General features: G+C 52.7%; 12 protein-coding genes and 2 tRNA genes. 4 read left to right on the forward strand and 10 right to left on the reverse strand.

Going from position 1 to position 20,314, the window contains the following annotated elements; genetic code table 11:
- Positions 1–284: 284 nt before the first annotated feature.
- The 4 genes from KOR42_RS11330 to KOR42_RS11345 all read right to left on the reverse strand — a co-directional run bounded on the left by KOR42_RS11330 (position 285) and on the right by KOR42_RS11345 (position 4,344).
- Positions 285–842, reverse strand: coding sequence for a hypothetical protein (locus KOR42_RS11330; protein WP_197441069.1), 558 nt, complete (start codon positions 840–842; stop codon positions 285–287).
- Complete coding sequence (locus KOR42_RS11335) at positions 842–1,726, reverse strand: hypothetical protein (RefSeq protein WP_146509781.1); 885 nt, start codon at positions 1,724–1,726, stop codon at positions 842–844. Before KOR42_RS11335 ends, KOR42_RS11330 begins: the two co-directional genes overlap by 1 nt.
- A gap of 785 nt (positions 1,727–2,511) precedes the next feature.
- Complete coding sequence (locus KOR42_RS11340) at positions 2,512–3,381, reverse strand: hypothetical protein (protein ID WP_146509783.1); 870 nt, start codon at positions 3,379–3,381, stop codon at positions 2,512–2,514.
- 889 nt (positions 3,382–4,270) lie between these two features.
- Positions 4,271–4,344: transfer RNA gene (locus tag KOR42_RS11345), tRNA-Pro, on the reverse strand.
- 377 nt (positions 4,345–4,721) lie between these two features.
- Here KOR42_RS11345 and KOR42_RS11350 point away from each other — a divergent pair.
- Together KOR42_RS11350 and KOR42_RS11355 are read left to right on the forward strand one after the other, a co-directional pair.
- Entirely contained in the window at positions 4,722–6,953 is a 2,232-nt protein-coding gene (locus tag KOR42_RS11350) for a hypothetical protein (RefSeq protein WP_146509785.1), read from the forward strand.
- Between the two features lie 183 nt (positions 6,954–7,136).
- Complete coding sequence (locus KOR42_RS11355) at positions 7,137–7,451, forward strand: hypothetical protein (RefSeq protein WP_146509787.1); 315 nt, start codon at positions 7,137–7,139, stop codon at positions 7,449–7,451.
- 746 nt (positions 7,452–8,197) lie between these two features.
- Here KOR42_RS11355 and KOR42_RS11360 read toward each other — a convergent pair.
- The 3 genes from KOR42_RS11360 to KOR42_RS11370 form a co-directional block, all read right to left on the reverse strand.
- Positions 8,198–9,898 carry an OprO/OprP family phosphate-selective porin gene (locus KOR42_RS11360; protein ID WP_197441070.1) on the reverse strand — a complete coding sequence of 567 codons (1,701 nt, stop codon included), beginning with the start codon at positions 9,896–9,898 and terminating at the stop codon, positions 8,198–8,200.
- A gap of 391 nt (positions 9,899–10,289) precedes the next feature.
- On the reverse strand, positions 10,290–12,272 hold the full coding sequence (locus KOR42_RS11365; RefSeq protein ID WP_146509789.1) for an alpha-amylase family glycosyl hydrolase: 1,983 nt from the start codon (positions 12,270–12,272) through the stop codon (positions 10,290–10,292).
- Positions 12,256–14,412 (reverse strand): HAD-IIB family hydrolase, encoded by a 2,157-nt coding sequence (locus KOR42_RS11370; protein ID WP_146510081.1) that lies wholly within the window; start codon positions 14,410–14,412, stop codon positions 12,256–12,258. Before KOR42_RS11370 ends, KOR42_RS11365 begins: the two co-directional genes overlap by 17 nt.
- Before the next feature lie 118 nt (positions 14,413–14,530).
- On the opposite strand from KOR42_RS11370, the gene KOR42_RS11375 reads away from it, so the two are divergent.
- Positions 14,531–15,346 carry an HAD-IIB family hydrolase gene (locus KOR42_RS11375; protein WP_146509791.1) on the forward strand — a complete coding sequence of 272 codons (816 nt, stop codon included), beginning with the start codon at positions 14,531–14,533 and terminating at the stop codon, positions 15,344–15,346.
- Positions 15,347–15,804: 458 nt separating this feature from the next.
- The gene (locus KOR42_RS11380; protein WP_146509793.1) at positions 15,805–16,227 is read left to right on the forward strand and encodes a hypothetical protein; all 423 of its coding nucleotides are present in this window, start codon (positions 15,805–15,807) and stop codon (positions 16,225–16,227) included.
- Positions 16,228–16,732: 505 nt separating this feature from the next.
- Here KOR42_RS11380 and KOR42_RS11385 read toward each other — a convergent pair.
- From KOR42_RS11385 to acnA, 3 genes are all read right to left on the reverse strand, one after another.
- The gene (locus KOR42_RS11385) at positions 16,733–16,915 is read right to left on the reverse strand and encodes a hypothetical protein (protein ID WP_146506649.1); all 183 of its coding nucleotides are present in this window, start codon (positions 16,913–16,915) and stop codon (positions 16,733–16,735) included.
- 155 nt (positions 16,916–17,070) lie between these two features.
- Positions 17,071–17,141: transfer RNA gene (locus tag KOR42_RS11390), tRNA-Gln, on the reverse strand.
- Positions 17,142–17,362: 221 nt separating this feature from the next.
- The gene (acnA, locus tag KOR42_RS11395) at positions 17,363–20,107 is read right to left on the reverse strand and encodes an aconitate hydratase AcnA (RefSeq protein WP_146509795.1); all 2,745 of its coding nucleotides are present in this window, start codon (positions 20,105–20,107) and stop codon (positions 17,363–17,365) included.
- Positions 20,108–20,314: the final 207 nt, after the last annotated feature.

The raw sequence follows: 20,314 nt of genomic DNA on the forward strand, positions 1-20,314 counted from the left end.
ACTCACAGGGACGCTTTGAGTCTCCTTTGAACCATTCAAAGAAGACTGATTCCGAATGGACAACTCCATCCGATTTGGATCGAATCGAAGAAACGTTGGGTTTTCCCGATCCGCATATCGATTCCCGGCAGAACACCGACACGCCACCATGACGTCACGGCTTTGAGTCGCAATCACAGTTCTTTTCTGCCCCAAAATCGGTAGCTCCGTTCCGTCAATGAAGTCGATCAAGATCAGACCAGCTCCAAAGCACAATTCGCACCGAGGCACAGGGCGGGACGTACTCACTCTCCACGCTCCAATCTGGGAGACATCGATTCCCCAACACTCTGAATCAAGCTCCTATTGTCTGACTTCTGCTCCAGAGTCTTTTCCGCTGCCCCAATTACCTTGGGCCTGACTCCTTCCGGAAGCATCCGTTTCCTCTGCTGATCTTCAGCGACGTGATTCCAAGAGTCCCGGAATTGTGCGACCAACGACGACCTCTCTGAAACAGGTGAACTACACACACGGTCCCAACCACCGATTCCCTGAATAGCTCTCCAGATGGACTCACCAAGCATCTGTTCAGCAAGTTTCGGCTGGTTGTAACCGCACTTGGAAATCGCACGCTTCACTTGGTCGAACGCTTCCGAGTGACTCATGTCACAACCATGCGTGAACTCCACAGCAAACTTCCGCAGTCGCCCCGGAGTAGGAAGAACGGGATACTGATCTTCCATGATGATTCGCTGCACTGACGCTGACACCGACTCAATCGGAAGATCCTTCAACGCCATCGAATACGACGCCAAGAGACCTTCGCTGATCTCTTTGCCAACTGAACTCTGCAACACTTCCATCAAGCGACCGAACTCACTGGCCCATCTCTGACTAACGCTGAATTCTGACATTCTTCGGCCTTCTTCATGAATCTCTCGACAGCCGTCAGCTTCTTTTCCTTCTGACGGTTGTCGTACTTGCCTTCCATGATCCAAACGACGACGTTCTCATTGCTCAAGAACCACTCCACGTCGGCAATCCAGTCCTTGTCCGGGATCTTTCCCCTTAGAAAGTCGGATTCAGACACTCTCTGGATGGCTTCCTGCCAGTTGTCTACGAAGTACCTCTCCTGCAATCTTGCGATTGCGAGCTTCATCCGCTTCGGAGTAATACGATTACACTTCCGGCACCGAGAGAAGTCGTTCCACGTTCTGATCAGATGATTCACCGACGCTACACCTGGGCGATGTAACGTCTCTTCCCCTGCGTTCTGCTCAGCAGTTTTTGCGGTCGCAGATTGCGACTCCTGTTGCCTCTCCGGTTGACAGACCGGTTTCTGTTCATCCTCAAAACGCATCTGTGTTTGTTTCGGTTCAGAGGCAATTTGCTCAACTGATTGATTTTGTTTGGGTTTCTTTTGTGTTTCCGGACGAACCGCATCCCAGCGAGATTGACGCTCATCTTCCCGCTTGGCCTCTTTCTCTCGACTTCGATCAATTACAACTGTGAAAGTCTTCCAATGTTTCACGTAGAGCAGTCTTGCAGCGTGTAGTTCATCCAACGCCTGCCTTGCGGAAGCCCAATCGCTCCGCAAGGCCGACGCCAGTTGCTCTTCCGTGCCTTTCAGTTGGCTCAGGTCCATCTGGTCCATCAGTGCTCTGACTTCCATCCAGATGCCACGTGCCTGAAGACTCAATCCTTCCACACGATCGTCACGAATCCATGCTTGCAGGAAATCGCACACAACCAGACCTCCCTATCGGCAAGAGTTTTGAATGTTTTGCGTCCGTACCAGCCCCCGGAATCCATCCGATTGCTGAAGACAAAACCCCTCCCATCGATCTTGATAGAATTGTGTAGCAACGAAGAACGCGACAGCATCAATTGCCGCCTGCAATGTTCTTCCGAAGACTGATCCGAGCTCTTTTTGGGAGAACTCAGTATGTTGTTTTGCGAGTGATTCCAGAAACACACTCTGAGAAGTCGCCAGCATGGCTCAACGCTCCTAATCGGACTTGGTGCCGATCCAACCTTCTCGCTTCACGCGATGGATCACATCTTAACTCTTATAGAGCGGATGTCGAATGAGAGATTTATGTTTTTTAGAAAAACTTCAACATCTCTCACAATCAGGCGACGTGCTTTTACATGTTGGCGCATAAAAAAAGACCGCATGTTGTACCATGCGGTCAGGTCCGGTAAATCCCACTGGAGACCTTTGAGGATGTTTGGGGCAAAGGAAAGAAGAACCACCGAACGGACGAATTTTACATCGACTTATAGCTACAGTCAACAATCTTAATCCGACTCATAAAACATATCTTCGTAAAAAGCGGAATCCCGGTCGCCATCATACTGGTGTGGTGACCGAGGACAGACGCACTTGCTCTCCAAATTCTTGCACCCGTCACACTTACGATTAAACCTCTCCGACCCACTTGTGCAGAATTTACATATTCGGGACTTGTTTGGAGTGTCCCGCCCACAGAAATCACAGCAGTGTACCTGTTTTTTCATTGTGGCTCCGAATCAGAGTGCTGACAGAACTGCAATCCAAAGTGCCATCACCACAACTGCGACGGCGACCCAACCCGAACGACCGGCCCGAAACTTCTTCCTGCGAACGACTCGCACTCGCGGCGGAATCTTTCCAGTGTCGGTCATCAGCATGTGTCTCGTTTCCATGATCGGAACCCCGAAGTCCCGCATCGCCCGGAAGGTCATCGCACGATGCGTCTCCTCATCCGACTTCGCTTGAGCCACGTTTTCCATCGATCCAGGCGGAAGAAGAATCATCTGAGGAATCCCCAGACTCGCAGTGATCCCGTTGATGACGTAGCCATGCATCTCCTCACGACTGGTCTTCGAGTTCAGCATCTCTTTGGCGATCGGGGAGACTCCTCGCTTTGCTGGTTGCTCCTCTTCTCCGTCCTGTTCCCCGTCCCCGAAGACGTGCTCGACGACAACCTTCTCGATGTGTTCAGCCATCTTCCGCCCGAATTCCTGAGCACTCTCGATCGATCCGGACAGTTCCCTCGCGTTGAAGTACCCGCCTCCTTCGTATCTCTTCAGCAGCTCCTCACTCAGTCGCTCCGAGTTCCCTTCGAGTCCGTCCGCCGCTTTCTTCGCTGCCAGTTCTCCGGCCGTCTCCTCGGAATAGAAGGCATGCGTCGGTTCCGGGAAGATCTCACTCGCTTTCGGGTGACGCTTGCTCCTCGTCTGTTCTGACTCACTCTGCGAGCCCTCCATGAGCGTCTTCAAGACTTTCCGCTCCCACTCCAGTTGCTTTTGACCAAGGAACTCTCGCATCTCATTCACCCATTCCTGCCTTCTCTGTTCCCGTTCCTCTGGGCTTTTGCTGGGCTTGATGATGATTCCATACTCTCGATTCTCGGTCATGCCCGTTCTCCCTGCCGCATCGCGGCACCCCTTGGCCGCAGGCCAAACTAAACCGTACAAGTCAAAAAAAGTGAAAGACTGCGCGCACCCCTCCCCCCGGCCTTCCACCTGTTTTCCTTTTCTCTCACCGGTTTAGGACTTCTCTTAGGCTTGATTCACGTCCAGCGTTGCTTGCGCGCCAAACTTTCAAACTAAGTTGACCCGTTGTTAGCTTCGATCTTCTTAATCAACACACATGCGCGCGCAGAAAAGAGAATTTCGCCAAAAACGAATTGAAATTTTCCTAACCGTTTGAGCCGAATGAGGTTTCCAGTATGGTGCGAAGCCAAGGATTTATGACTCCGCAGGGCCACGGCGATTGTTGATTGAGGTTTCCTGACCCGTAGGCCCCCCAGACCAATCCGGGAACTTCCCCCGGTTGGTACTCAAACTCACCCGTGCCGCCTCGTTCTTGGCTTTCAACCGAGCAGAACCCACCACGGGAAGAGAACTGCGAACTATCAAGCAGGTTCAACCACTTGATGCTCCGGCCAGCTTGCGAAGACTGGATTGCGCATTCCGGAGAAGTGGTGCAATTGGCGGTGGGTTTCGCATTCGCACAGCAATGACTGATCAGTTTCGAATGCATGAAAGATCCCCAGCAGAACTCGGCGTCTGCACTGCCAAAACACGACGTTTCAATTATGGGTTCAACGTCGTGCGAATTTCAAGAGTCTTCGAGCCACAAAGCCAAACAGCGTAATTGAGATTCTTTCCGCCCCTGGGACGAAGCGATTTGGCCCCCATAATTCGGGGGAGAAGCCATTTGGCTCCCCATTTGGCTCCCCGTGCAGAACTCTTCGAAAACCTCGAAGAGTTGGAAAGTGTTCAAGAGTAACACTTTAGAAAGTCGGGATGACAGGATTTGAACCTGCGACCTCTTGACCCCCAGTCAAGCGCGCTACCAGGCTGCGCTACATCCCGATTCGAAGCTTTCGAACTTTGAGGAGTTTGGAAGCTTCGGTGGCGGATGATAGCGGGGAGTTTGTTCGGCTGTCAAACGGCTCTGGTTGATTGGTGGCATGTCTCGGATTTTGCGTTGAATCTCTCTTCGACTTGCGATTTGGCGGAGTCAGGAAGTTGTTGGATTTGCGTGGGTGACCAGGAGGCGAACCCTCTGGAGGACATCGACCGAGGAGTGTGAGATCGCTTGCCGGGGCCGAGCGAATTCTGTCTGACGGAGGCGATGGAGCGGAGGGTGGATCGCTGTGCAGAGTGGTGGCGGCGGCTGATGTTGCGCAACCTTGTCTGAGCACTTTGAATGCTTCTTTTTTGACACTTTCACGTTGCAGAGACTCAGCATGCCCATCGGTGAAATCACTTCAGTGACCGTTCCCCATCGCTCAACGGCAGGCCTCGCTGTTGACGGAGGCTTCATCGATCTTGAGATTGAGGGGTTTGATGAGGGGGTGGAGTGTGATCTCGGATCCGGATTCGGGAATCCGCTTCACGATGCCGACCTCTCCAATGCTTCGATCACGTTGCTCGTGACTTCAAGTGGTTACTCAACCGATGGGACGGCTGAGAACGTGTCGCGGACTTTGGTGGCGACACATGTTGCTCGGCGACCGTTTCCCAATCAGGCGGAGCAGGATCAGGCAGCGACTGCGTCGGGAGTGCGGATTCGCCTCTGGTTGGCGGCGAACATTTACGAAGGTGACACCGTCGTGGCCACCGTTCGGGCTGGGGCCTTTCGAAATCTGGCTGGCAACTCTGAAGACTCGCTGGGCGCCAGTGAAATTGCGGTCACGAACGAAGCGTCTCTCCCCTACCCTCGCGTGACGGCCAAGCTTGACGAATTCGCGGGAGTCGTTTCCGGAGATCGGGTCAATGATGATTTTCGGATTGCCGTCAACGCGGTTGCTGGCCACGGAATTTCTTCAGTGGTTGTTACTGCAACCGGGGGAACTTCTGGGCATCAGCAAACTGTGATCGTGACTTCGCCCACGGGCAGACAACGACCAGCATCTGGTCTTTCCGCAAGTGCCTATGAAGCTGCCGTTCCGATCAATGGGTTTCAGCAGGGTAAGTTGATCGATTGCGATTTCACTGTTTACCCGAAGGTGGGAGACGCGAACTCGATCGTCTCGACGGTTGGTCGCGCAATTTCGACTGACGAAATTCTGGGACGGAATCGTGTCACGCTTATTTGCGATAAGAACCGCCTGTTGGATGAGGTGCGCCACGTTCGTATCGGCGGAGACGATGGGAGTGGTGATGGTTCAGAAGCGGCCCCATTTGCGACGATCGGAAGAGCATTGCAGAGTGGCGCGAATGTCGTCGAACTTGGGGCGGGCGTTCATGCTCTTGGAAACCTCAATGCACGGATTGCGAGTCTCGAATGGGCCGTGATTCGCCCTGTTGATGGGGCTGACAAAGACTCGGTGATCGTGGAAATCAACGAGCTGAGGACCTACCGGCATCAACGGCTCCGGATTCAGGGGTGTCGAGTCACGCTGAAGAGTTCGTCAAGCTGGCTGGATGGCGAACATCAGGGCAACCACATTGAGTTTCGTGATTGTCACATGGACAGCCAATGGGGAGGACCTGTCTCGACGCCAACTGTTGGACCGGGATATCGATCGGACTCCTGTCGGTTCGTGAACTGCTCAGGTGACCTTGGTGCAGAGCATTGGGCGGTGCAGTCGTTTTCGTCATCGCGAATTGCCTACTCGTTTGATGGTTGCGAGTTGGTCGACTCGACGACTACACATTCGATGAACGCCTGGTTTCATGTTGTCGCTTGCAAAAGCATTGGCCAAAATTCATTCCGCGCTAACAGTGTGGCTTCTTTTGCGAGCAGCGTTCCGGAACAGGACGGTGTCTTCTTCGCATGGAACCAATTTACTGATTTCCGATCCTCCGGGCGAAAAATTCTAACTTTGGGAGAGACTGCAGGGCAGCCGAATCACAATGCGGCGATCGTTGGAAACGTCATTGAGAAGACTGCGGGAACCTCCCCTGCAATGGCGATTGCTGGAGACGGAACCGAAACGTCTTCGCAACCGACGAATGATATTAAGTTGATTGCAAACACCATTGCCGGTGAGCGGGTGAACCTCTCATACAATGATGGAGGACCGACGGGATGGGAGCGTTCGAACTGGTTTATGATTGGGAATTCCTTTCACCAGATGAACATTAAGGCGGACATGTTTAACGGGGGGAATGGTCAAAGAACGGGCGGATGGCCGCTTCTAAATGGAATTAACTGTCATCACAATCACTATCGTGACGGTGACCTCTTCGCGCAAGAAGGAAGAGGGCGGGATACCACTTACGGAACGCCGTCGAATCCATTGGAACCCGGATATGTTGACGATCGATCAGGTGTGGGCGGGGCAGGTGGCGGCGACTATACCCCGACAAATGATTCGATTCTCGTCGACCGGATTTTGCCCGGCGTTTTGAACTTCGGGATCGATCTCGCCGGAAGTCCGTATCAGCGGGACATCGGAGGATTGCAGCACAAGGTCTCTTCCGTTCCGAACGTCGAGAGCGTTTCAACGCTCAATCTTCGATTCCGCCCATAGCAAGTTGTCCGTGGTTTCTTAGCAATCGTCCCAGATCTTGAAGATCAGTTCGGCAAGAAATTGCGTACACACGTGAACCACGTCGTGTTGTTTGCAGCTTATCTCGGTAGTCGAGAATCTATCCACCAGTGATTGACTCCCGGCCTCGCTTCTCTTTGTTGACCTTCTGGAAAAGTGTTAATTATGTCGACTCACACAGGTACAGAGAAGATTGTCACATTTCGTACAGTGACAGCCTCCGACAATGTCCAGCTCAGCGAAGAGTTTGAGCCGAAGCGGGGGTGTCGGGTGATTAACAATTCTGCCAGCCCAGTTTCGTTAACTGTTTATGAGATCGACCCAGTCTCGAAAGCACGTGTGATTTGCGAAGACATTGGTGAGGTGACAATCAGTGCGCACGCATCGAAAGATTTGGGGTCTCAGGTCTTTGCGTGCTGGCGCATCGCGTTTCGTCAGTCGTCCGGAGTTGTGGACCTGGTGGTCGTCAGCGCGGAATAGCAGCTGATTGCCTCTTCGAGGTACTAATTCGTTCTGATGATCTCTAGAGTGTGGAGTCTGCCGACAACGGAACGTTCGGAATGGTGATTTCTTCACTTCCGCAGCTCGTCTCTTGAGAAAGAGGTGTAAAGCGGAGCTATGGAAGTTGCGTGCAGCCAAGGGCAGGAGGCGCGCCGTCGCAACATTTCCCAGCGGAGACTGGAACGCGATGGACTTTCCACTCCACCACGCACTTCTCGCATTCGTATTCGACTTTCTTCAGCTTTCGAACCATTTTGACGTCAGCACATCTGTTGCAGTAGCTGCCTCCATTGGCGGACATTGCATCACATTGGTCGCATTGGTCTTTTCGGAAGAAGTCGAACAGAGGGCATCTGACTCGAGGAACACAAATTGGTTCGCACTCGATCTCCCAACAGTGCTTCTTAACTTTCTCAGCTTTTGTTTCAGGGCAACAGACCAATTGACAAGGCGGACAGTTGACCGTCTCACAGCAACCCGTTGGCTTGCAAGCACCGAGGAAGTTTCCAGCAGTCGCTTGCGAAGATGCTGAAACGATTAATGCGAGTGCTAAGAACAGTTGTGTCTGGTTCATGTGTCTGCTCCAGTCGTGTGACGCGGGGGCATTCGTTGTAAGATGGTTGATGTGAATTCCGGAAGCCAATTGAAATTGTGGCGGATTGGCGTTTTCAGAATTCGAATTAATTATTCTCTGGGTTCTTCTCTACGGCTTCGAACTGGAACTCTTAGAATTCCACAGCGAATCGAGTTCCGAAGAAGAAGTAGTTGCCGGATGTGAATCCATCGACGGGACGATGGTTGTCGATTTCCCCATAGGACGCATCGAATTGAAGCTTCGAATACGGTGTCCAATGCCAGTTCAAGGCACTTGTCCAGGCCTCTCCCACACCTCCGAGAACGTTGTCGTCGGAAAGGTCGAGATAGTCATATCGAAGTGCGACGTTCCACGCTCCCCATCCAGTCCCGCAACCACCTGTACATTGATCAACCAGGAAGAAGTTCTCGAACGGTTTAACACGACCGATCGTTGAAGTCTTTCGATCGTACGGAATGTGTTCGCCGGTCAGGAAGTAGGAGATATAAGCATAAGCCCCGCCGAACTGAAGGTTCTCCTCTCCTTCTCGTTGGACCCAGTTGTGCTGGTACTCTGATACGAGTTGCAGTGGGCCGTAGTTGAAGATCGATTCGAGTCCGATGATTTCATAGTGATCCGCTGCGGCGATTCTCTCGGTATTTAACCACCGAGTGTCGGTTCGGGCTCCAACACGTGTTCGGAATCGGGCTTCGTTTTGATTCGTGTCGGAATCGTTGCGGTCACCATCCGTTCTGGCAGCCATCCCGGCGATGGCAAGATGCAGGTATCCGCGTCCGCCGGATGCTTCGTCATACCATGGTGCTGAGGAAAGGCGGCCATTCAAACTCATCTGGTTCGATTGGCCGATCACGCGACCGTCGGTGGCGATGTTTTCCAGGAAATAAGCTCCGTATCGCCAGGTGAAGAGTTCGTCGTCGGAGTATCCGTACATCGCGATACCGGGACGTCGGGCGTCTTCGTTGAATGCTTCGACAACAAAAGGTCGCTCCAGGAAGACGTTGTATCGGCTACTGTTGAGGTGGTCGAGACCCAACGGCCGTTTCTGGTTTCCGATCAAGAGTTGCTGGTTGAAAGGAAGCTCTTTGAACCCGAGATAGACGTCCTTCATCTCCGGAGTGCCTGGGTTATTGAAGTCGAGTTGGACTCGCCAGAGCATTGTTTCAAGGATGTCACCCTTCATTTCGAGACGAATTCGTCGGAAGAGAGCTCGGTCTTCCGGTGGGCGTCCATAGTTGTCGGACATGGGATCAGGATGCTCGAAATATCCGATCCCTTCTGAGTTGTGGACGAAGTCCCAGTAGTCGGCATGAATTCGACCGTTGATGCTCATCGTCGGCTTTTTGGCAGCGTCGAACTTTTTCTTCTGTTCCGCTTCGTGAAATTTCGTCCATGCGGAGTCGAGATCGTCCCAACCTTCTTCAAGCAGACTCAAGCGTTCTTCAAGTTCTGCGGGAATCGAGTCGGGGGCGTCTTCTCGGATTTCTTCGAAGGAGACCATTTCTCGGGCAACGCTGGGAATATCACGGAGTGAATCTTCCGCACCCGTTTCAGTAAACACTCCGTCGACCCCAATCGGAAGGCCAAGGTCATTCAAATCTTCAGTTGTCCCCTGAGCCTGGGGGAACGGTCGCGCCTTGGCCTGGGCCTCTTTGACCGTTTTCAACTCATTGGTGAGCGTTTGAATTTGCTTTTCGGCTGCTTCCAATCGCTCAAGCAGCAAGCGCACTTGAGGATCGAGTTTCACCTCGTCTTCGGCGAACGCTGCCGGTGCCAGAATGGCCCCGAAACAGAGAAATGCAAAGGTCCATCGATATTTTCTAAGCGTGGACATCCTTGTCCTCTTCTTGTGTCAAGAATGGAATCACCGATTGAGTAAGCTGCTCTTGCCTGTGCACTCGCTTGGGGTTCTCGAGAAGGATTTCATCCCGTGAGCACGTGCCAATCCGCCAGTTCACTTCGAAGAATGCTCTCGCGAGCGGAGAAAACGGCAGATTCGCTCCGCAGCCTTGTCATCGAATCAGGCGGTACGATGAGAACAACCGGAACAGGCAGAAATATCAAACGTCGGACAAACTGTGCCGGTTATTCCGGTTGCACTGACTGCAACGCCCGAGTGTTAAGAATGGGTTAGCAGAAGGTGGCGATGTCGTCGGACAGAAGTTTCGATCGGCAATCGAGCCGTTTTGAGCGATCCCCCGATCGAAGCGGGGGGAATTACATCGTCACACGCGGTTGAGCCAGCGGATTTGGTACGGGGAGAGCGAAATGTCTGCCGACGTATTCAACTCGCTGCCCTCGAGGACATCCTCAAAGAAGTGCCCAAATCCGGCAGTGCGGATCTGATTGCCGGAGATCTCCTGCGGTTCTTCGGAGAAGTTCGCGAGGACCACCATGCGGGCGCTGTCGTTCATTCGGACGTAGGCCAGCACGTGAGGATTGCGGAGATTGATCAACTCCATCTTCTGGCCTGCCAGAGCTGCCGACTCCTTTCTCATCGCAATCATACGTTTGACAGTCGTGAACAATCGTGTGCGAATCGATCCTCCGTTGCCGTTATGATGGTCGTCAAGTTCCTGAAGGTACTCCCACTTCATTCGCGGGCGATGCACCCAGCGAGTGTCTCCTGCTTTCGCGGGATCTTTCACGAAATCATAATCATTCAGTAAGCCCCACTCCTCACCCAGATACAGAAGTGGGATTCCGCCGACGCTGAGAATGATTCCCTGAAGCAAGGTGATGCGGCGAATCGCCAGTTCGATGAGGTCGCGGTCACCGGCGAGAAGTGCCTGCTCCAACCCTGCCAGAGAAGCAAGAGTCCCTGAAATTCTCATGTCACCCGTTTGAGGGTTGTGCTGAAAGGGAACTCCACGGGCAAACGAATTTGCGAACTGACCCGTATAAAATTCGTTCAGAAATTGTCGATGGTCATAGCCATTGATTCCGATCTCAGCCGCATCCTGATCGTCAAAAGTCCAGCCGATGTCATCGTGGCATCTCAGGTAATTGACCCATGATGTTCGCTGCGGCAATTGGTGACGATGAGTGAGAGATTTGAAGAGAAGCTTCGTCTCGCGAGTTGCCAGAGACTCCCACAACAAAGCCATCAGCGTCGGATTGTAGGAAATCTGGCACTGATCCGCCCCGATGTATTTCACAACATCATCGGGATGGACGATCGCTTCCGATTTGAAAACGAGACCCGGAGCAGCGATTCGAGCAAGTTCATTGTAAGCCCGAATAATTGTATGAGCTTGCGGCAAGTTCTCGCAGCTGGTCCCCATCTGTTTCCAGATGAACGCCACTGCGTCCAGCCTGAGAATGTCAACTCCCGTGTTTGCAATGAAGAGCATCTCTTCGAGCATCGAACGGAAGACCGACGGGTTCTGATAGTTCAAATCCCATTGAAAGCTGTTGAACGTCGTCCAGACCCACTGTTCCATTCCATCCTGCCAGGTGAAGTTTCCACGGCGGACGGTTGGGAAAATCTCTCGAAGCGTACGTTCGTATTGATCCGGAATCGTGCGGTCCGGAAAAATGTAATAGAACTGCTGGTACTCTTTGTTTCCAGACTGGGCTTGCTTGGCCCAAATGTGATCATCCGAGGTGTGATTGAAAACGAAGTCGAGAACGAGGCTGATGCCTGCCTCGCGCAAATCGTCTGCCAACCGGCAAAGGTCGTCAATCGTGCCGAGTCTCGGGTCAATCGACCGGTAGTTGCTGATCGCGTAACCCCCGTCGTTGTCACCGGGGCGGACGGCGAAAAGCGGCATCAGGTGAAGGTATGTCAGCCCAAGTTCTTTGAAGTAGCCGATATGTTCACGAAGCTTACCAAGGTTCTCGCTGAACAGATCGACATAAAGTGCTCCACCGACAACCCGCTCAGATTGAAACCAGTCGGGTTCGTGAATTCGTTGCTCGTCAAGATTTTTTAGGGGAGCAGAACGGTTTTTCCACGATCGCGCAGCGGTCTTGGCGATTTCTTCCAGGTGATAGAAGAAGTCGTATCGGTGTCCGTACAGTTCAAACAATAGACGGAAAAGAGTTGGCCAGTGCTGTTCGAGTCGGCGAACGAAACGTTGAACGTCGAGGTCGTGGACTTCATCCTCTGACCAGACGCTGAGAACTCTGGGAAGAATTCGTTTCAGGGACAGTTCCGCTTCGAAGCCGAGATCGGTGAACTGGAGGCTTTCATTCGGTTCGATCATTCGGAATTACTATGTGGTCCAGAAACTGGTAGTAGTTAATGCCTTCTAGGATGCCACGCGCGTGATTCGCTTCAGCAAAGTAGATTCGCGGGAGTCCGCGGAGTGACTCAAGTTCAGGGCTGTGGTTTCCGACGACGACGCCGAGAGTTCGTCCTTTCAACATTCCCTCATCGTTCCCGGAATCTCCGGCGACGAGGATATGTTCTGGCTGAAAACTCCATTTGTAGGCGACATGCCGCATCGTATTTCCGCTTCCCCCCCGAACGGGAATCACATCAAGATACATTTGATGTGAGAGGATCAGATTCGCACGAAGCTTGGCCTCGCGAATGAGCTTTCGCAACGATCCGAGCGTCGGAGCTTCTTTATCGTCGTAATTGTAGCTCAGTTTGAAGCGTGACTGATTGTCTTCTGGCTGTAAAAACAAACCGGGCTGGTCAGCGAGAAGTTCCTGAATTTTCCGTCGGTTCCAGTGATACCCGATTTCGCGTTCCCAGCTTGAATCGGAAGTGAGATTGCTGCCGTAGTGAAGTTCGGTCCCAACTCCCGATTCAATCAGATCCGGGAATGGCAGATTGAGTTCTTCAATGAGTTCACACGCACTACTGAGTGTTCGGCCGGTAGCGATTCCGAAACCGATGTGATCGTGCTCTTCAATCAGGCGGACAAATTCATCGAGCCCTTCTTGATCTCCTGTTAGGGTGTTATCCAGATCGGTGATAATGAGCCGATCAAACTCCGGGATTCGACGACGGGGAGTCTTCTTCGCCAGTGCCGGAGTCGCGGTCTGGGAGAGAATATCGTTCAGGTCCCGCAAGTAGCGTTCCCCATGATGCTTCCATGAGTAATGTTCGTGTGCTCCACTGACTCCCTGCTTCGACCATTGAGTCCACTCTTTCTCGTTGGTCAAAACGCGAAGCAAAGCTTGTTCAGTCAGTTCGATATCAAGTGGGTCGACCAGCAGTCCGTTGCGGCAATTGGAAACGATATCACGCGGTCCTCCATCGTTCGTCGCGACAATGGGCAAGCCACTGGCGGCAGCTTCCAGAAGCGTCAGTCCGAACGGTTCGGTCAAAGCCGGGTTGATGAAGACTCCGCGACTCTCTGCAGCGAGGCGAAACAATTCTGGCACATCGTCAGGAGTGTGTGTCTTGGGGTAGGCAATGTTTCCGTAAAGATCATGGACATCGATCAAGGTGAAAATTTGCTGGACGACCTTCCGTTGAGCCGGAGCAAGATCGCGCAAATCCTCTCGCGTTCCCATGACCAGAACGAGGTTGGCAAGACGTCGCAGTTCTTCGCTTTGACCGTAAGTTTCGACGAGCGTGTGCAGATTCTTGCGTTCGTCTGGCCTCGCCATTGTGAGGATCAGTGGCTTGTCCGGATCTTTGAGGAAGCGTGCGAGTTCGGACGCAATCGCAGGGCGTGAGTCATCGCCGGTCGGGGGGCGGAAGGAGGTCAGATTCACCCCGGGAGGAATCACTTCCATCCTGTCCGGGACATAATGTTCGTACATCGCATACTGAGACTCCACTTCTTGCGTCGTGCTCGTCACGACCATCGCAGCTGTCTCGAGTGCGTATTCCTCTGCTTCAATCCGACGAAAAATCTTGTACCGCTTCTCGATATCTTCCGGCTTCTTGTTGGCCGCAATCAGTCGTTCGCGCTTCACTCGACCGAGCGAATGCCCTGTGAAGACAAACGGGACATGCAAAAGCCTCGCAAGTTGAGCACCTGCGAAACCGGCGTCGGCATAGTGTCCGTGAATCACATCCGGCAGACCGGTTCGTTTGAAGTGAGCCAGTGTCTGGTCGATGAAGTCTTCAATGTGCGGCCACAACAGCTCTTTGCGAAGATATCTTTTCGGCCCAAACGGAATGCGAACAATCCTCGCGTTTTCAGAAATGGGCTCTTCCACTTGCGAATAGTCGTCGCTGACGCGTGGATCGAAAATCTGACGGGTGAGCAGTTCGACTTCACCGACATCAGGATGTTTTGCGAGTTCTGCAGCGAGTTCGAGAACGTACTTGACCTGCCCTCCGGTATCGACATCGCGACCGAGTTCGAGATCGGTCGCTCGAATCAAACCGTGCAGACTGATGAGGACGATTTTTTGTTGGGTTCGCTTTTTAAGGTTCATATGAGCAGAATACTTTGCCACGGTGGACGTCGACGAAACCCGAGTGCCCTCCCCTTGTTGGTGCGAAGGCGAGTAAGGTTGTCGACGGAACGTTTCATTTTCAGCGTAGCAGGTCGATATGAACAATCGAAGTCACGAGAGTGGAAAACAAATTCTCGCGACGGATCTCGACGGAACTCTCATTCCTCTCGATGGTCGAGCCGCCCACGTCGAAGATTTGCAAACTCTGGCAGAAGCACTTCGAGAGAATGGTGTTCCCATCTGTTTCGCGAGCGGTCGGCATTTCGAAATCATTCTGGATGCCATCGCAACGTATCGTCTTCCCACACCTGACTGGATTATCTGCGATGTCGGGACAACGATTCTCTCGCGTTCTGATGAACGCTATGCCGTCGAAGAAGCTTACCGACAGCATCTTCAGGACCTGATGGGAAACTCATCGTTTCATGACATACAGCAAAGCCTCAATGAATTGGGCGAACTGCGACTTCAGGAAGAAGAGAAACAGGGCGAGTTCAAGCTCAGCTTCTATACAGACGCAACTTCCCTTTCCGCGACAGTGGAAAAGGTTCGCGATCGACTCGGTGACACACCAGTCTCTCTGATTGATAGCGTCGATCCGTTCACCGGCGACGGACTGATCGACCTGCTGCCCGCAGGAACTTCGAAAGCTTACGCCCTCAATTGGTGGGCTGATGCTCAAGGAGTCGCTGCGGAAGAAATCGTTTATGCTGGCGACTCGGGAAATGACCTGGCAGCCTTTCAAGCGGGATTTCGCTCAATAGTCGTTCGCAACGCCCCAGACTGGCTTGCTGATGAGGTCGCCCGACACCACGCATCCAACAACTGGACCGACCGCTTCTATCGAGCAGAAAGCGACGCCACAAGCGGAGTCTTCGAAGGCTGCCGCCACTTTGGTTTGATTCGCCGATGACGCGCTCAAGGCTGTCGGTCAATCTTCAATACATCCGTATCGGCTCAGAACGCGTTGAGACGCAGGCGGACAAATTTTGGCAGACGCTCCGCCGCTCCTGAGGGGGGGCTGCCGTGCCTCTGACATTGACTATTGTTATGGGAGGTTCCTAATCTCGGTGCGAGTGGATCTTCAAGGACTTCCAACCGAGGGCTCAAACCGATGATGAATCGATTGCTGATTATCGCTTTCCTGATGAGTGTTTTCCCTGATGAGTGTTTTCCCTGATGAGTGTTTTCACTGATGAGTGTTTTCACTGATGAGTGTTTTCACTGATGAGTGTTTTCACTGATGAGTGTTTTCACTGATGAGTGTTTTCACTGATGAGTGTTTTCACTGATGAGTGTTTTCACTGATGAGTGTTTTCACTGATGAGTGTTTTCACTGATGAGTGTTTTCACTGATGAGTGTTTTCACTGATGAGTGTTTTCACTGACATAAGCACGTGTGTTGCCCAAGATACCGTTCCGGGAGCGATTTGGACGATGCGGTTCAACAATGTGGCAGGACCGAAACGAGTGGCGATCGGTGCCTTTCGGATCCAGTACGGACAGATGTTTCAGTCGCCGGTCGACGTCCACATGACTCCCCAGGACTTTGACGTCAATCAATTTACGAGACCTGTCGGCACAAGCGTCGAAAACAAGAAGACCCACAAGAACCGGTTCAACTTCAAAGATGCTGTCGTCTACAAGGCCGGCAAGCCACCATCCGCCGAGACGCAATTGCAATTCAGCGGCGTTGGATTCTCCTCGCTTGTGAAAATCGGACACTGGCGTGGCCGCTTCACCAACTCGGACGGAGTCAACTTTGAGTTCACCTGCAAACGAATCATCGAATAGCTGACGAATCGAAAGTGGCACTCTCTAAACCGGTTGAATCCAGAGCAATTCACTATTGCTCATAACGCAAGTTTCGGCGGTCTTTTGAAGTATCTTCAGATGATCGTGTTTTCTCCCGCAAGGCAATGGGGGTACCTGCCTTTGAACGGTTCGTTGATGCTTTGAGAACATGGTAATTAAGGCGTGGAAACAACAATCCTAACGTGGACTTTTACACCGAAGAACTTTCTGAGCGAGCGATTGATCTTCCCGAGTGAGGCATGTCAATTCATTATCCACGAAGGAAGAGTTACTGCAGAAATTGATTCGAGTGTCAGTTCTGACCAGTTGGTTCAATCAATTCATCTCAAATTGGAAGTTATTTTTCGGGCATTCGTTTTAGCCTCAGGGAAACTGGTTCGGTTGCACAATCCGACATTGTCCCGGATTGATGAAGATGGAAATCGAACCTATGAAATCACTCTGCATTGTTGAAAACATCTCTGGAGTCTGAGATGAGAATGCGCTAAAATCTGGTGATGAGTGATTCCCCACGAACGAATGTGTTGTTGGAAGTGGCAAAGCTGTCGCTTCGGATTGGACGCAAGTATGTCGAGCCGTATTCGCATGCGAAGAGAATCATTTCGATCATCTCCCACTGAAGGTCAGTCAGGTCACTTGGGTACGCTTTTCGAATCGCCTCGGACACCGTGCACTCCTTTGCGTTGATGAACCGCAAAGTGTGAACAAAACCAGACTTTCACAAAACCTCAGTTTCCGGATAGCCTCTTAGAGAGCAAAGGGTTGCCACGCTCCAAATTTGAGGGAGCCGTAGAAGTTGGCTCGGAGAGCATTTCCGTCAAATAGCCCGACTAGGATTTGAACCTAGACTAAAAGAATCAGAATCTTTCGTGCTACCGTTACACCATCGGGCTGTTGTTCGGAATGATAGAGACAATTGGAGACTGCGTCGAGTCAGATTTTTGGGCATAATTTGAAGCGGCAGCGATGCTCGGGCGAGAGATCTTCTGCTTCGCTTGATGAAGAGAAGATCGTTCGCCACGAGGTTCGCTGTTTGGCTCGCGAATTCGCCGGATTGGGAGCAATTGATTTGCTCCAGCCATCCGGCGACGTGAATCACCGTTTGGTTTGGTGATTATGACTTTGCGAGGTCTCGGAGGACTTTGTGAAGAATTCCGCCGTTTCGGTAGTACTCGACTTCCACAGGGGTGTCGATGCGGCAGGTGGTGATGAAGTGCACTTCGTCCCCGTTGGCTTTTCGGGCTGTGACTTCGATCGCCTGCTGCGGTTTCAGGGAATCGTCGAGAGCGATGTCGAAGGTTTCGGTTCCATCGAGATCGAAGGCTTCTCGGCTTTCACCTTCTCGGAACTGGAGAGGCAAGACGCCCATTCCGATCAGATTTGAGCGATGAATTCTCTCGAAGCTTTCTGCGATAACGGCGCGAATTCCGAGTTGCTGTGTTCCCTTGGCTGCCCAGTCGCGGGAGGAACCGGTTCCGTATTCTTTCCCTGCGAGGGCGATCAGCGGAGTTCCAGATTCCTGATACTTCATCGATGCATCAAAGATCGACATCTGCTCGCCGGTTGGAAGGTAGGTCGTCACGCCCCCTTCGGTGCCTGGGGCGAGTTGATTTCGCAAGCGAATATTGGCGAAAGTTCCACGCGTCATCACGCGGTCGTTGCCTCGTCGACTTCCGTAGCTGTTGAAGTCGGTCGGAGCGATTCCGTTTTCCTGAAGGAACCGGCCCGCTGGTGAATCAGCTTTGATTGCCCCAGCTGGGCTGATGTGGTCGGTCGTCGTCGAGTCTCCCACTGAGACCAGACACCGGGCTGACTCGATCGACTTGATGGCAGGCGCCTCTTCAGGCATGTCGACAAAGAATGGAGGTTCCTGAACGTAAGTGCTGCTGGGATCCCATTGATACAGATCGCCAAGGGCACCTTCGATCGATTGCCATTCTTTGGGGCCGTCACTCGCCTGCGAGTATTCACGTTGGAATGTCTCAGGAGAGATGGAAGCGGCGATGGTGTCCGCAATTTCCTTCTGTGTTGGCCAGATATCCTTGAGGTAGACGTCGTTGCCGTCCTGGTCCTGTCCGATCGGATCGGTGAGAAGATCGATGTCTGTCGTCCCTGCGATGGCGTAGGCGACGACGAGAGGCGGACTGGCGAGATAATTCGCTTTGACGTGAGGATTGACGCGACCTTCGAAATTTCGATTTCCGGAGAGGACGGAGCAGGCCACCAGATCTCCCGTTGTGATCGCTTCCGCGATGGGATCAGGCAGCGGTCCGCTGTTTCCAATGCAGGTCGTGCATCCGTAACCGACGAGATTGAATCCCATCGCATTAAGTGGTTCGTCGAGTTTTGCCTGCTCGAGATAATCGGTCACGACACGGCTTCCCGGAGCGAGGCTGGTTTTCACCCACGGTTGACTCTTCAGGCCTTTTTTCACCGCATTCCGAGCGAGCAATCCTGCTCCGATCATGACGGAAGGGTTGCTGGTATTGGTGCAACTTGTAATCGCAGCGATGACCACAGCCCCGTGCTTTAGCTCGAAGTTGTTTCCGTCATACTCAACGGGTACTCCGTTGAAGCCGGGATCTTCCGCGACAGCTACAGGGGCTCCACCTTCTGAAACCATTGTTTCCGGAGTGGAATTCGCGGCGGGTGTCAGCTTGCCGAACGTAGCACTGAGATCTTGTTCCCACTGGCTTTTCATTCCGGAAAGCAGGATGCGATCTTGAGGACGTTTCGGCCCAGCGAGAGAAGGTTCGATCGTTCCCATATCGAGACCGAGCGTCGTTGTGAATTCCGGGGACGGTGAATCGTCCGTGCGGAACATTCCCTGTGCTTTGTAGTACTTCTCGACGAGCTCCACCTGATCGTCTGATCGACCGGTGCGTTGGAGATAGCGAAGAGTTTCGTCGTCGACTGGGAAGAATCCCATCGTCGCTCCGTATTCCGGAGCCATGTTCGCGATGGTCGCTCGATCCGGAAGCGACATGCTCGTCAGTCCCGGCCCGAAGAACTCCACAAATTTTCCGACCACGCCGTGAGCGCGGAGCGTTTGGGTGACCGTCAACACGAGGTCTGTCGCTGTCGCTCCTTCGGGGAGTTTTCCGGAAAGTTCGAATCCGACCACTTCCGGGAGGAGCATGTAAATTGGCTGTCCAAGCATCACAGCTTCAGCTTCGATTCCACCGACGCCCCAACCGACAACTCCCAATCCGTTGATCATTGTGGTGTGCGAGTCCGTTCCGACCAGTGAGTCCGGATAGACAACGCCATTGCTATCGAGTGCAACGCCTGCGAGGTATTCGAGGTTCACCTGATGGACGATACCTGTCGCGGGAGGAATCACACGGAAGTTCTGAAACGCCTGCTGTCCCCACTTCAAGAATTGATAGCGTTCGTAATTGCGTTCGAATTCTTTGTCGACATTGAACTGGAGTGCCAGTTGCGTTGCGAATTTGTCGACTTGAACGCTGTGATCAATTACAAGGTCGCACTGCACAAGCGGATTGATCTTCTTGGGATCTCCACCCATGCGAACCATTGCCTCACGCAATGCCGCCAGGTCGACAACCGCCGGGACACCTGTGAAGTCCTGCAAGACAACACGGCCGGGATTGAAAGGAATTTCGAGGGGATTCGGGTTCTGCGGGCTCCAGGCAGCGATGTTCTTGACATCGTCTTCGGTCACGATGAAGCCGTCACAATTCCGAAGTGCTGCTTCGAGCAAAACTCGAATCGAGAACGGGAGACGATCGAGGTTGACCAGCCCCTGTTCGGCGAGAGTCTGAAGCTGGTAAAACTTGTAGTCGCCAGACTTCGTGGACAGGGTTGCTTCGGCGTTGAATGGATTCCCTGAACTCATCGCTTTTCTTCTCCCAGGCTATTCTTGAGCATCAGTCGAACGGATGTTCGCACTGGCAAACACTGCTTCGTGCCAGAGACAAACCGTTCGGTCGAGCACGTCAGAAAAGCGAATGACCCTTTCCTGAACCCTCGACACAAATTTTCAGTTCTGTCGTGAGAAGCAGATTTTGTCCGCAAACGTTCTCTCGACAGCGAGCACTCATGC

It is taken from the genome of Thalassoglobus neptunius (genome assembly GCF_007859735.1).
In the GTDB taxonomy this organism is placed as follows: Bacteria; Planctomycetota; Planctomycetia; order Planctomycetales; family Planctomycetaceae; genus Thalassoglobus; species Thalassoglobus neptunius.

Bases quoted from the DNA above. Each gene is read 5' to 3' on its own strand.
- KOR42_RS11330 (WP_197441069.1), bottom strand. From the start codon at position 842: ATGGAAGTGTTGCAGAGTTCAGTTGGCAAAGAGATCAGCGAAGGTCTC.
- KOR42_RS11340 (WP_146509783.1), bottom strand. From the start codon at position 3,381: ATGACCGAGAATCGAGAGTATGGAATCATCATCAAGCCCAGCAAAAGC.
- KOR42_RS11350 (WP_146509785.1), top strand. From the start codon at position 4,722: ATGCCCATCGGTGAAATCACTTCAGTGACCGTTCCCCATCGCTCAACG.
- KOR42_RS11355 (WP_146509787.1), top strand. From the start codon at position 7,137: ATGTCGACTCACACAGGTACAGAGAAGATTGTCACATTTCGTACAGTG.
- KOR42_RS11360 (WP_197441070.1), bottom strand. From the start codon at position 9,898: ATGTCCACGCTTAGAAAATATCGATGGACCTTTGCATTTCTCTGTTTC.
- KOR42_RS11365 (WP_146509789.1), bottom strand. From the start codon at position 12,272: ATGATCGAACCGAATGAAAGCCTCCAGTTCACCGATCTCGGCTTCGAA.
- KOR42_RS11370 (WP_146510081.1), bottom strand. From the start codon at position 14,412: ATGAACCTTAAAAAGCGAACCCAACAAAAAATCGTCCTCATCAGTCTG.
- KOR42_RS11375 (WP_146509791.1), top strand. From the start codon at position 14,531: ATGAACAATCGAAGTCACGAGAGTGGAAAACAAATTCTCGCGACGGAT.
- KOR42_RS11380 (WP_146509793.1), top strand. From the start codon at position 15,805: ATGAGTGTTTTCACTGACATAAGCACGTGTGTTGCCCAAGATACCGTT.
- acnA (WP_146509795.1), bottom strand. From the start codon at position 20,107: ATGAGTTCAGGGAATCCATTCAACGCCGAAGCAACCCTGTCCACGAAG.